This is a genomic window from Pseudomonas extremorientalis (assembly GCF_001870465.1).
GTDB lineage: Bacteria > Pseudomonadota > Gammaproteobacteria > Pseudomonadales > Pseudomonadaceae > Aquipseudomonas > Aquipseudomonas extremorientalis.
In genome coordinates, this window is sequence record NZ_MDGK01000044.1 from 44,976 (window position 1) to 57,949 (window position 12,974).

Annotated in this window: 11 protein-coding genes; 3 read left to right on the forward strand and 8 right to left on the reverse strand. The window is 61.6% G+C overall.

Going from position 1 to position 12,974, the window contains the following annotated elements:
* Positions 1–15: 15 nt before the first annotated feature.
* Both BFN10_RS17545 and BFN10_RS17550 read left to right on the forward strand, forming a co-directional pair.
* Positions 16–1,290, forward strand: a complete 1,275-nt coding sequence (locus tag BFN10_RS17545; RefSeq protein WP_071490742.1) for an MFS transporter — start codon at positions 16–18, stop codon at positions 1,288–1,290.
* Positions 1,291–1,597: 307 nt separating this feature from the next.
* Complete coding sequence (locus tag BFN10_RS17550) at positions 1,598–2,524, forward strand: GGDEF domain-containing protein (protein WP_071490743.1); 927 nt, start codon at positions 1,598–1,600, stop codon at positions 2,522–2,524.
* A 181-nt stretch (positions 2,525–2,705) separates the two neighbouring features.
* Here the strand turns inward: BFN10_RS17550 and BFN10_RS17555 are convergent, their stop codons facing one another.
* The 7 genes from BFN10_RS17555 to BFN10_RS17585 all read right to left on the reverse strand — a co-directional run bounded on the left by BFN10_RS17555 (position 2,706) and on the right by BFN10_RS17585 (position 10,401).
* Positions 2,706–3,473, reverse strand: a complete 768-nt coding sequence (locus BFN10_RS17555) for an iron-containing redox enzyme family protein (protein WP_219733315.1) — start codon at positions 3,471–3,473, stop codon at positions 2,706–2,708.
* Between the two features lie 78 nt (positions 3,474–3,551).
* Positions 3,552–6,014, reverse strand: coding sequence for an EAL domain-containing protein (locus tag BFN10_RS17560; protein WP_071490745.1), 2,463 nt, complete (start codon positions 6,012–6,014; stop codon positions 3,552–3,554).
* A gap of 71 nt (positions 6,015–6,085) precedes the next feature.
* Entirely contained in the window at positions 6,086–7,888 is a 1,803-nt protein-coding gene (locus BFN10_RS17565; protein ID WP_058424989.1) for an ABC transporter ATP-binding protein, read from the reverse strand.
* A complete protein-coding gene (locus BFN10_RS17570) occupies positions 7,881–8,483 on the reverse strand; it encodes a DsbA family protein (protein WP_170856062.1) in 603 nt (200 codons plus the stop codon). The genes BFN10_RS17565 and BFN10_RS17570 overlap by 8 nt, the downstream gene beginning before the upstream one ends.
* A gap of 36 nt (positions 8,484–8,519) precedes the next feature.
* A complete protein-coding gene (trhO, locus tag BFN10_RS17575) occupies positions 8,520–9,461 on the reverse strand; it encodes an oxygen-dependent tRNA uridine(34) hydroxylase TrhO (protein ID WP_071490747.1) in 942 nt (313 codons plus the stop codon).
* A gap of 118 nt (positions 9,462–9,579) precedes the next feature.
* A complete protein-coding gene (locus tag BFN10_RS17580) occupies positions 9,580–9,876 on the reverse strand; it encodes a BolA family protein (RefSeq protein WP_038847405.1) in 297 nt (98 codons plus the stop codon).
* A 6-nt stretch (positions 9,877–9,882) separates the two neighbouring features.
* Positions 9,883–10,401 carry a DUF2059 domain-containing protein gene (locus BFN10_RS17585; protein ID WP_058424992.1) on the reverse strand — a complete coding sequence of 173 codons (519 nt, stop codon included), beginning with the start codon at positions 10,399–10,401 and terminating at the stop codon, positions 9,883–9,885.
* 182 nt (positions 10,402–10,583) lie between these two features.
* Here BFN10_RS17585 and BFN10_RS17590 point away from each other — a divergent pair, with 182 nt between their 5' ends.
* On the forward strand, positions 10,584–11,966 hold the full coding sequence (locus tag BFN10_RS17590) for a class II fumarate hydratase (RefSeq protein ID WP_071490748.1): 1,383 nt from the start codon (positions 10,584–10,586) through the stop codon (positions 11,964–11,966).
* 1 nt (position 11,967) lies between these two features.
* On the opposite strand, the gene BFN10_RS17595 is transcribed toward BFN10_RS17590, so the two are convergent.
* The gene (locus BFN10_RS17595) at positions 11,968–12,924 is read right to left on the reverse strand and encodes a DMT family transporter (RefSeq protein WP_071490749.1); all 957 of its coding nucleotides are present in this window, start codon (positions 12,922–12,924) and stop codon (positions 11,968–11,970) included.
* Positions 12,925–12,974: the final 50 nt, after the last annotated feature.

The window sequence follows — 12,974 nt, forward strand, 5'->3', positions numbered from 1 at the left end:
CAACAAGGTATCGCTATGGAAGTCGCCGCATCGGCGGGCGCGTTGTCGCCTGCAAAAAGCAAACTGTGGATCATTGTCTTTATCTTCTGCTTCCTCGGTCTGTTGATCGATGGCGCAGACCTCATGTTGCTGTCCTACAGCCTCAGCAGCCTCAAGGCCGAGTTCGGCCTGACCAGCGTCGAGGCCGGCAGCCTGGGCAGTTTCACCCTGGCCGGCATGGCCATTGGTGGCATCTACGGGGGCTGGGCCTGTGACCGCTTCGGCCGGGTCAAAACCGTCGTGTGGAGCATCGTGCTGTTCTCCGTGGGCACGGCGATCCTGGGCATGACCCACAGCTATTGGCAGTTCGCGAGCACGCGGTTTTTCGCCTCCCTCGGCCTGGGTGCGCTGTATGTGGCGTGCAATACGCTGATGGCCGAATACGTGCCGACCCGCTACCGCACCACTGTGCTCGGCACCCTGCAGGCTGGCTGGTCGGTGGGGTACATCGTCGCCACGCTGCTGGCAGGCTGGATCCTGCCCGAACACGGCTGGCGCTGGTTGTTTTACGTGGCGATCATCCCGGTGATCCTCGCCGTGTTGATGCAACGCCTGGTGCCAGAGCCTCAAGCCTGGCTGACCGCACGCGCCGAGCGCGCGCAGGAGAAAGCCAATGGCACCCGGCAAGCCCAGCAGAAAAAGCCCGACGGCATGTTCAAGCTGATCTTCAGCGACCCCAAAGCCAGCCGCATGTTCCTGCTCTGGGCCTTGACCGCAGGCTTCCTGCAGTTCGGCTACTACGGTGTGAACAACTGGATGCCGTCCTACCTGGAAAGCGAACTGGGGATGAACTTCAAGTCGATGACCAGCTATATGGTCGGCACCTACGCCGCGATGATCTTCGGCAAGATCCTTGCGGGGTTGGCGGCGGATCGCCTGGGACGTCGCGCCGTGTTTGCGTTTGGCGCCCTGGGCACGGCGGTCTTCCTGCCGGTAATCGTGTTGTTCCAGAGCCCGGAGAACATCTTGTGGATGCTGGTGGTGTTCGGTTTCCTGTACGGGATTCCCTATGGCGTGAATGCCACCTACATGACCGAAAGCTTCGAGGCGAAGTTTCGTGGTTCGGCAGTGGGCGGGGCCTACAATATCGGGCGCATTGGTGCGGCAGTGGCACCGGCAGCCATTGGTTTCCTGGCGTCCCATGGCTCCATCGGCATGGGGTTTCTGGTAATGGGCGGCGCGTACTTCATCTGCGGCGTCATCCCGGCGTTGTTTATTCGCGATAAACAGTTCGATCCGCAAAAACAGTAAGCGCGACGCCCGCTTGCCAAATAACTGGCGTCATCCTTCGGCGACTGTTTTTAGAGATAAAAACAGTCGCTTGATTTGTAAGGCTTTTTATTTAATTGAACGAATGTGGCATGAAACTCGCTCTAACCCTCTCCAAGCAGGTTAAGCGATGACAAGACGTGCGGCAGTGCCCAGGGGTTATAACCCAAGGTAAAGCGGTCTAGACTGTAATTCATGTTTTACGGAACTGAAGGAACAGTAAGACGCCTGGCATTCGCCACTCTCATCGAGCCTGTAAGACAGCTGAGCGCTTAGAGGCCGAACGGTTATGAAAACACCTACCCAGACCCATGCAATTGACTTTGACAGTGCCAAATTGCAACGCCTGGGCTTTGGTCAACCCGCCCTCCTGCCGCGCCGCCCCACCACCGTTATCGAACTTCGCCAGCAACTGGGCCAGCAACTGCAAACCAGCCTGGAACCGGAGCGCATTCTGGCGCTGTTCTTCCGTGAGATCCAACGCCTGGTGCCCCTGGACGCCCTGCACTACCGTCACCAGGCCAGCGACCTGCGCCTGGAGTTCGGCCATCGCGGCCATCACTCGATGAGCTACAGCTTGAGTCATGAAGGCGAGCACCTGGGCGAGCTGATCTTCCGGCGCAACCAGCGCCTGGCGGAAGAAGAACTCGGCCAACTTGAATCGCTGCTGGCGACCCTGCTCTACCCGATGCGCAACGCCCTGCTATACCGCGCCGCCACCCGCAGCGCGCTGCGTGACCCACTGACCGAGACCGGCAACCGCATCGCCATGGACCAGACCCTGCAACGGGAAATCGACATGGCGCGCCGCCACCTGAACCCGCTGTCCTTGCTGATGCTGGACATCGACCACTTCAAGACCATCAACGACACCCACGGCCATGCCGCCGGCGACAACGTGCTGCGCACTGTGGCGGCATCGATCAAGAGCCAGCTGCGTAACGTGGACATGGTGTTTCGTTATGGGGGGGAAGAGTTTCTGATCCTGCTGTCCAACACCGGCCGCGATGCGGCGAAGATGGTTGGCGAACGCCTGCGCCAGGCGACACAAGCCCAGGATTATTGGGCGGACGGAACGCGGATCGAATTGACGGTGAGCCTGGGTTGCTCGACCCTGCTGCCCGCCGAATCTGCCGAAAGCCTGCTGCGCCGGGCCGATAGTGCGTTGTACGTGGCCAAGCGCGAAGGCCGCAACCGCCTGGCGATGGCGGGGTAACCCCCTTCAGCTGTAGCGAACTGGCTTGCTGTGGCAATAAGGCTTGTTGGGGTAATCGGGCATGTTGTGGCGAGCGGGCTTGCCCCGCGTTGGACTGCGCAGCAGTCCCATGCTTTTTGAATAAAAAGCGGGCCGCTTCGCGGCCCAACGCGGGGCAAGCCCGCTCGCCACAACGGTTACATCAAGCCTCGCTGGCAACCCGCGCCTGACGCTCACGCATCACCGCTGGGGCTTTTTCTTTCTCCAGACGCATGCAGCTTTCCAGGAACAAATACATGTAGTCGTAGCTCTTGCACACGGCTTGGCGCAGTTCCGCCTGCAATGCCTTGGTGGGGTTCATCCCGGCCAGGGTGCAGATGATTTCCAGCGCTTCCCACGGGTGGGCGTCATCGTACTGGGCATGCATCTTCAGCCACTTCATCGCACGCTTGCGTTCTTCCTCGGGGAAGGCCGCCGCGTAGACACCGGTGGAACACACCACGGCGGACCACTCGCCGGTTGCGCCTTCAATCGCGTAGTTGGTCGCGGCAATGGCCACGATCAACGAATCGGCCGAGCTGGTGTGCCAGCACCAATGGCTGAGGGCATGCAACTCCGGCGGTACGTCCTGGGCTTGCAATTCGTCCAGGCTCACGCCGTGGGCACGGGCCCAATTGACCCAGTAATCGGCGTGGTTGAGCTCCACGCGAATATTGCGCATCAGCCAGCGGCGCGCCATGTCCTCCCCAGGATGGCGGGCAAATTTGGTCTTGGTGAGGTTCTGTGCCATGTACAAGGCAAACTGCTCCACCACCGGCCAGCCACCGATCAGGTAGTGGCGCATGGTCCTGGCGCTGAGCGTATTGTCGCGCATGCGCTGGTACAGTTCGTGTTCGACAACTCGGCGCTTGCTCTCGCTACAGTCCAGGATCAGTTTCTGAGCCCAGGCGGGGTAACTCGAGGCTTCCATAAGCGGGCCGGTTCTGTTGAATGTGTCGATCACTGTAAGGCTCCTTTTTAAGTGTGATTGTACAGACCAGCAAAGTTTTCAGCGGAATGTGCCGGGCGCCTTGAATAACAGAGGCTGCGGCCGCACAGGTCGACACTGCAAGCTATCAAAGGTAAACAATTGCGGTCGTTCAATCAGGTAGCCCTGAGCGTAATCCACACCAATTTCGAGTAACGCCTGTTCGATGTGCGGTGTCTCGACAAACTCTGCAATTGTGCGCTTACCCATGACATGGCCGATGTGGTTGATCACTTCGACCATCGCGCGGTTAATCGGGTCGTCCAGCATATCCTTTACGAAACTTCCATCGATCTTCAGGAAGTCTACAGGTAAATGTTTGAGATATGCGAACGAGGACATTCCGGCACAAAAGTCATCCAGCGAAAAATGACAACCCAAGGCTTTGAGTTCATTGATAAATCGGATCGCACTGCCCAAATTTGCAATTGCGCTGGTTTCAGTAATTTCAAAACAGATCATGCCCGGCGGAATATTGTATGTATGAAACTTCTCACGCAAAAACCCGAGGAAGTCATCATCGCCAATGGTGATGCCTGACAGGTTGATCGCACACATCGCCATGGGACGCCCCGGGCGCTCCTGCAGACATCGGCTGATGATCTTGAACACATTTTCTACTACCCAGCGGTCCAGGGACGTCATCAAGCCATAGCGTTCGGCGGCCGGAATAAAGCTGTCCGGCAGGATGATGCGGCCAGACTCGTCATGCAGGCGCAGCAGGATCTCGATATGCCCATCGCCACCGTCAGTGTGCCCCAGGGGTGAGATTTCCTGGGCATAGAGGCAGAACCGGTTTTCTTCCAGGGCCATGTGCAGGCGCTGCACCCAGGCCATTTCGCCGAAGCGCACGGACAATTCCGAGTCGTCGGCGTGGTAGACCTGCACGCGGTTGCGGCCCTTTTCCTTGGCCATGTAGCACGCCATGTCGGCGGCGCGCAGTGAGGTTTCCAAGGTCGTCGGGGTGTGCCCAAGGTGCACCAGGCCGATGCTGACGGTGGTCATGAACGGCCGGCCCTTCCATACGAAGTGCAGGCTTTGCACCGTATGACGCAGACTCTCGGCGATTTTTTCAGCCGCGGCCGCCGGGCAGTTCTCCAGCAGAATGCCGAATTCATCGCCGCCCAGGCGCGCCAGGGTGTCACCTTCACGCAGGTCCGATTGCAACAGCGCGCAGATATGCCGCAACAACTCGTCGCCTGCCGCATGGCCACAGGTGTCGTTGACCAACTTGAACTGGTCCAGGTCGAGGAACATCAGCGCATGCCGCCCGCCCTGCTGCGTCCCCATGGGGTGGAGCACCTGCTCCAGGCGGTATTCGAACTCACGGCGGTTGGCCAGGCCGGTCAGGGCGTCATGGGTCGCCTGCCAGGACAGGTTGGCGATGTATTGACGCTCCTGGGTCATGTCGTGCAGCACCAGCACCGCCCCGGTCACCTTGCCGGCGCTGCGGATCGGCGCGCCCACCAGGGTCACCGAGACCGTGCTGCCATCCAGGCGCTGGATGGTTTTCGAATGCTCCCTGCCGCCGCCGAGCTGGCCCTTGACGATATGTTCGATCAGGGTAAAGCCATCGGGCTGGGCATTGTCATCCAGCAGATTGAACAGCGCCGCCAGGGGCAGCCCCTGGGCCTGGGCAGAATTCCAGTGGGTCAGCGCCTCGGCCGCCGGGTTCATGTACGTGATGGCGCCATCGACATCAGTGGTAATCACCCCGTCGCCAATCGACTCCAGGGTGATCTGCGCCCGCTCCTTCTCTTGCTGCAGGGCGTCGGCGAAGGCATGGCGCTGGGCCAGCAGTTTATGCGTGCGCAACAGCGCCAGCACAATCAGGCCCAGTGCCGTGGCCAGGTTGGTGATCACCAGCAGCCGCAGGATCATCCGCGAACCTTCGCCCAAGGCATCGCTGAACGCCTTGGCAGCGGGCGTCACACCTTCGTTGATGGCGATGATATGCGCCTTCCATTGGCGCACATCGTTGGCGCTGACCTGGTCACGGGTGATTGCACCGTGCATCTCGCGCGCCAGGTCATCCAGTTGCACCAGGTAGCCATCGCCCACGGTCCAAAGCTCGATGGCTTTTTCCAGGTAGCTGAAATGGCGGAAGTTGAGGTACAGCCAGATCAGACTGGCGACGTCATCCGGGTGGTTGCCGCCCTTGAGGATACCCAACCGAGCGGCAGCAAGATCAGGGGTGGAGCGGTCCAGGGCGACACGCAGTTCATGCCCACCCTGGGGCACGGCGATCGCCTGCTGGTATTTGAGGTAAGTGGTTTCGTCGCGGTTGTCGGCATACAGCGTCAGGTAGTAGATCGCGTCTTTCTGGCCCTTGGACCACAGGCTTTCGCCAGCCACATAACCGCGCACCGCCGAGAGCACGTAGAGGCTGACACAACCCAACAATGCCTGGAACAGCACCACGGCGATAAAGGGCCAGACAATGCCCAACAACCGTGGCGTTCCGAGAGTCCGCTTTTGCTTCATGAAGCCCCTTGCACATGCACTGCTGGATACGCACGCGAAACACCGCTTCCGATAGCTCAGCCTAGGCTAAATCAACGTACTTGTTGCAAGTGCCCATAGAGTTTGGCGTACAAACCACCGTCAGCAATCAATTGCTGATGGTCGCCATCCTCTGCAATGTGACCGCCGTCGAACACTAAGACTCGATCTGCCTGCTTAACCGCCGACAGGCGGTGGGCGATGATCAGTGTAGTACGGCCGCTGAGGAAGCGCGCCAGCGCCTGGTGCAGGTTGTACTCGGTGGCGGCGTCCAGGGCGGAAGTCGCTTCGTCGAGGATCACCACTTTCGGTTCGGCCAACACCATGCGCGCAATCGCCAGGCGCTGACGCTGGCCGCCGGAAAACCGCACCCCGGAACGCCCCACCACACTGTCCAGGCCCATGGGCAACGCCTTGACGGTCGCCTCCAACTGCGCGATTTCCAGTGCCTGCCAGCAGGCCTGGTCACTGCGCTCGCGGCCCATGGTCAAGTTGGCGCGCACGGTGTCGTTGAACAGCGCCGGGTGTTGCAGCACCACGGCGACGTGCTCGCGGATGGTCTCCAGGCCGATTTCCTGCTGGGTGGCACCGCCAAAGCGGATCGTCCCGGCCTGGGGCGTGTACAGGCCCAGCAGCAGTTGCACCAGGGTGCTTTTGCCACCGCCGCTGGCGCCGACGATTGCGACCTTCTCGCCGGGCGCGATGGCCAGGTTCAACTGGTCGAGGACCAGGTCTTCGCCATAACCGAAATTCAGGCCACGTACTTCGATGCCGACGGTTTCGCGCCCGGTAAACGGGTCTTCGCCGCCCGCGTATTGCGGTTCATCGGCCCGCGCCAGCAGTTCGTTGATCCGCGTCAGCGCCCCGCCCGCCGCGTAATAGGCGTACTGCAGGTTCAGCAACTGCTCCACCGGGCCGATCATGAACCACAGGTAGCTGAACACCGCGAGCATCTGGCCGATGGACAGGTCGGAGAACAGCACCGTGAGCATGGCCGCCGCACGGAAGATGTCGATACCGAACTGGAACAACAACCCGCTGGCGCGGCTCGATGCGTCGGTTTTCCACTGGGAATGGATCGCGTAGTCGCGCACTTCCTGGGCCCGCTGGCCGAGGCGCCCGAGGAAGAAGCCCTGGCGGTTGCCGGCGCGCACTTCCTGGATGGCATCCAGGGTTTCGGTCAGGGCCTGGGTAAACCGCGAGGTGCTGTCGTTCTCCAGTTTCTTCAGGTGTTTGACGCGTTTGCCCAACTGCACCGTGGCGTAGATCACCAACGGGTTGAACAGCAGGATCAGCAGCGCCAGTTGCCAATGCATCCACACCAGGATTGCCGACGTGCCCACCAACGTAAGCATCGCCACCAGGAACCGGCTGAGGGTTTCGCCGACGAATTTGTCCAGCGTGTCCAGGTCGGTGACCAGGTGGGTGGTGACCGTGCCACTGCCCAGGCTTTCGTATTCGCCGAGGGAAATACGCTTGAGCCGCTCGATCAGGCGCACGCGGATGCGGTACACGATGTCCTTGGCCAACCGCGCAAACAGCCGCGCCTGTACCACGTTGAACACCAACGCGCCGCAGCGCAGGAACAGCGTCACCAGCAACATCAGGCCGATATAGCCGGCGGCTTTCTGCCAGCCCAGGGGCAAGGCGTGGTTCATCACCTTGAGCGCGGCATCGCCACGGCCCAGCAACACTTCATCGACCAGCAACGGCAACAACAGAGGGATGGGCACGCTGCACAGGGTCGCCAGCACGGCGACGCCATTGGCGATCCACAGGGACTTCTTGTGGCGCAGGGCCAGGCGGCGGATTTCCGCCCAGGTCAGGCGGTCGGTGCGTTGAGGTTGCTCATGCACAGGTGGCTCGCTCCAGCCATCGGCCCAGCAAAGGCGAAAGCTCGGACAGCGGCTGGTAACCGTTGGTCAGCAACGCCAACTGGCCATTACGCTCGGCCAGCAGCGTCGGGAAACCGGCGATGCCCAGGTCCTGTACCCAGGTAAAATCGGCAGCGGTGGCGGCGTGCTGTTCGGCGCGGTCGAATTCGCCGGCAAACTCGATGCGCGGGATGCCTGCCCGTTCGGCCAGTTCCACCAGCACACTAGCGAGAGTCACGTCGCGGCCCTCGACATAAAACGCGCGCTGGATCAGCCCCAGCAGCTTCCATGCACAATCCGGCGCCAGGCTGCGCGCCGTGACGATGGCGCGGCACGCCGGCTCCGTGTCATACACGAAACCGTCGGGCAGTGCGCCGTCACGCTTGAACGGCTGGCCGGTGGCGTCGGTCACCGCCTGCCAGTGCTCCAGGATGTAGCGCCGCGTGGTCGGCTCCAGCGCCGCGCCACTGCCGGTACGCAAGCCGCCCACCACCAGGTGCAGCTCCACGCCAGCCGCCTGGGCCTGCTCCACCAACGCCTCGGCCACCGGGGCAAAGCCCCAGCACCAGGAACACATCGGGTCCATCACATAGAGCAGGCGCGCGGACATGGCTCAGGCCTCGGAAGGAGTTTGCTTGTAGTTGAAACCAATCGGGTGCGGCATGTTACGGGCCTTGGCCAGCTCGATCTGCTTCTGCCGGTCGATCGCACTGCGGCGGGTTTTCTCCGGCAGCTTATCCCAGCAATGCGGGCAGCTGATGCCCGCCACATAGTGCTCGGAGGCGCGGTCCTCAACACTCACGGGTGTGCGGCAGGCATGACATTGATCGTAGTCGCCTTCGCTCAAGTCGTGGCGCACGGTGACGCGATTGTCGAAAACAAAGCAGTCGCCCTGCCATTTGGTTTCTGCCTGCGGCACCTCTTCGAGGTACTTCAGGATGCCGCCCTTGAGGTGGTAGACCTCATCGAAACCCTCACTGAGCATGTAGCTCGAGGCCTTCTCGCAACGAATGCCGCCGGTGCAGAACATGGCGACTTTCTTGTGCTTGGCCGGGTCGAAGTTGGCTTTGATATAGTCGGGAAATTCGCGAAAGCTGGTGGTTTTCGGGTCGATCGCGCCTTCAAAGGTGCCGATGGACACTTCGTAGTCGTTACGGGTGTCGATCAACAGCACTTCCGGGTCGCTGATCAGCGCGTTCCAGTCCTGCGGGTCGACGTAGGTGCCGACCTTCTTGTTCGGGTCGACGCCTTCGACGCCCAGGGTCACGATCTCTTTCTTGAGCTTGACCTTGGTGCGGTAGAACGGCTGGTCGTCGCAGTAGGATTCTTTGTGGTCGATGTCGACCATGCGCGGGTCGTTCTTCAGCCAGGCCATCAAGCCATCAATGCCTTCGCGGCTGCCGGAAACGGTGCCGTTGATGCCTTCCTCGGCGATCAGCAAGGTGCCTTTGATGCCGTTGTCGAGCATCGCCTGCAACAGTGGCTCGCGCAGGGCGACGTAATCTTCGAGGGTGACGAACTTATACAGTGCCGCCACGACAATCGGTTGAGTCATGGGTGTTCTCTCCAGGTGGCTACCCTCGTAAGGGGTGAACCGGATGCAAAAAAAACGCGCCGTCTAGGCGGCGCGTCGCGGATTCTAACAAATGCCCGGTGTCAGAGACACCCGATCATCAATCATGCCCGCCGGCGCAGGTCGGCGAGGCCGGGGCTGCGTCGATTTTCGCCCACTCTTCAGGCGTGTAGGTATGCAGCGCCAGCGCATGAAACTCGCTCATCAGGTCACCCAGGGTGGCGTAGACCTTCTGGTGGCGCTTGACGCGGTTGAGCCCCTCGAACTGCGGGCTGACCAGCACGGCCTTGAAGTGGGTCTGCAACCCACGGCTGTGCATGTGGCTTTCGTCCAGCACACTCAGGTGGTCGGTGCCCAGGGCGGCAAGCGCCGTTTCGATACGCTGTTGCATGGTCATTCCTGCTTACTTCTTCTTGGCCGGGGCGGCGGCTTTAGGCGTCAGCTCGTTGGTCATGTCTTCCAACAGCTTGTTCACCACCGGCACGGCGCTTTCCAGCTTCGCCTGGGTCATCTGGGCCGATTGCTGGGTCAGTTGCGGCATTTTTTCCAGGACTTTCTTGCCCAGTGGCGACTGGTAGAAGGCAACCAGGTCCTTGAGCTCGGATTCGCTGAAGTTGGTGGTGTAGAGCTTGACCATGTCCGGTTTCAGCTTCGGCCAGCCGATGGCCTGGTCGAGGGCGGCGTTGGCCTTGGCCTGGTAGCTGTCCAGTACGGACTGCTTGGCGGCAGGCGCCTTGGTCTGTTCGAAACGCTGGGCGAACATTTGTTGCACTTGCATGTACACCGGGGTACCCAGCTTGTCGGCGTGGGCCAGGGTAAGGAAGGCTTCGGCACTGGCGTTGTGGCTGGCGGTATCGGCAAGAACCTGGCCGCTGGCGCAAACCAGAGCAACCGCGGTACAGATGGCACGAAGACGAGTCATCGAGTTTCCTTTTCTAGCAGGCGAGGTAAGACCCCAAGGGCGCCCATTCTGCGCCTAAAAAACCTTAGGGCTCAACCCCGGGCCTTGTCGGACAGGGATTGCCCGATGAAAAGTCTTTCAGGGGAACCCCCGAGGCTCTTCACAGCCTAAACTGCGCAAACGAACCTGAAGGAGTGTGCCCGATGAGCCGTATCGAAACCGACAGCCTGGGAGAAGTCGATGTCCCGGATGACGCTTACTGGGGCGCCCAGACCCAACGTTCGCTGGTGAACTTCGCCATCGGCGAGCAGCGCATGCCCCTGGCGGTGTTGCACGCCCTGGCCCTGGTCAAGAAGGCGGCGGCACGGGTCAACGACCGCAATGGCGACCTGCCCGCCGACATCGCCCGCCTGATCGAACAGGCCGCCGACGAAGTGCTGGCCGGTCAACATGACGACCAGTTCCCCCTGGTGGTGTGGCAGACCGGTAGCGGGACCCAGAGCAACATGAACGCCAACGAAGTGATCGCCGGTCGCGCCAACGAACTGGCGGGCAATAAGCGCGGCGGCAAGAGCCCGGTGCACCCCAACGATCACGTCAACCGTTCCCAGAGTTCCAATGACTGCTTCCCTACCGCCATGAGCATCGCCGCCGTGCAGGCGGTGCATCAACGGTTGCTGCCGGCGATTGCCACCCTGTCCGGCGGCCTGGCAGAGCAAGCCGCCAAACATATGAAGCTGGTGAAGACCGGGCGCACCCACATGATGGATGCCACCCCGATCACCTTCGGCCAGGAGCTGTCGGCATTCATCGCTCAACTCGACTATGCCGAACGTGCGATCCGTGCCGCCCTGCCCGCCGTGTGCGAGCTGGCCCAGGGCGGCACCGCCGTGGGCACCGGGCTCAATGCGCCCCATGGCTTCGGCGAGGCGATTGCCTCGGAGCTGGCGGCGCTATCGGGCTTGCCGTTCGTCACCGCGCCGAACAAATTCGCCGCCCTCTCCGGCCATGAGCCTCTCGTGACGCTGCACGGCGCGCTGAAAACCCTGGCCGTGGCCCTGATGAAAATCGCCAATGACCTGCGCCTGCTGGGCTCCGGGCCGCGCACCGGGCTGGCCGAAGTGAAATTGCCGGCCAACGAACCGGGCAGCTCGATCATGCCGGGCAAGGTCAACCCGACCCAGTGTGAAGCACTGTCGATGCTGGCCTGCCAGGTGTTGGGCAATGACGTGACCATCGGCATTGCCGCCAGCCAGGGTCACTTGCAGTTGAATGTGTACAAGCCGGTAATCATCCACAACCTGCTGGAGTCGATCCGCCTGCTGGCCGACGGCTGCAACAACTTCCAGGAACACTGCGTGGCCGGGCTGGAGCCTGACCCTGTGCAAATGGCGGAACACTTGGAGCGTGGCTTGATGCTGGTCACCGCGCTCAACCCGCACATTGGCTACGACAAGTCCGCCGAGATCGCCAAGAAGGCCTATGCCGAAGGGCTGACGCTGCGGGAAGCCGCGCTGGAACTGGGCTACCTCACCGATGGGGAGTTCGACCAGTGGGTTCGCCCCGAAGACATGCTGGGCACCTAGCCTAGGACGCCAGGCGCAACCGCCGGGCCCTGAGCCCGGCGAGCAACGACGGCGCCAGCGCCACGGTTGCCGAACCCAGCACCACCACCAACGCCCCGGCATAGCCCAGGGCGTTGATCTCTTCGGCCTGCACATAGTCGGGCCACAGCCAGGCCGCCACGGCCACCGCCACAAAGGTCACCAAAGGCGTGAGCGCCAGGGTCGCACTGACCCGCGAGGCCTCCCAGTGGGCCAGCGCTTCGGCAAAGGCGCCGTAGGCCACCAGGGTATTCATGCAGCACGCCAGCAATAGCCAGCCTTGCAGCGGGCTCAGGTGCAACGCCTCCAGGGGATGTGCCCAAGGCGTGAGCAACACGGCGCAGGACAGGTAGATCACCATCATCACCTGCAGCGAGTTCCACACCGTCAGCAGTTGTTTCTGGCCGAGGGCGTAGAACACCCAGATCGTGGTGGCGAGCAGGATGGTCAGCACGCCGGCGGTGTAGGCGCCGAGCGAGGTCAGCAGTTCTTCCAGGCGCTGGTTGAAAAACAGGCCGAAACCAATGATCAACACCACCAGCCCCACCCCCTGTCCCAGGCTGAAGCGCTCCTTGAAGACGAACACACTGGCGACCATCAAAAAGATCGGCCCCATCTGCACCACCAACTGCGCGGTGCCGGGGCTGAGCAATTTCAGGCCCACCAGGTACAGCACGTAGTTGCCCACCAGTCCGCACACCGCCATCGCCACCAGCCAACCACCCCGGGGGCCAAGCACCTTGCGGCTGGGCAAGCGTTTGGTCAGCGCCAGGTAGACGAACAGGCAACTGCCGGCCACGATCAGGCGAAACCAGGTGACGGTGATCGGGTCCATCACCTGCAGCACCTGCTTGAGTTTGATCGGCAGAATGCCCCACAGAAACGCGGTCAGCAGGGTCAGGAGAAAACCATAGACCCAGCGGCCGGAAGAGATGTGCATGAGTACCCCAGAAGCTGGAGGAAGTGGAGCCGCATTCTAGGGGCACCCGA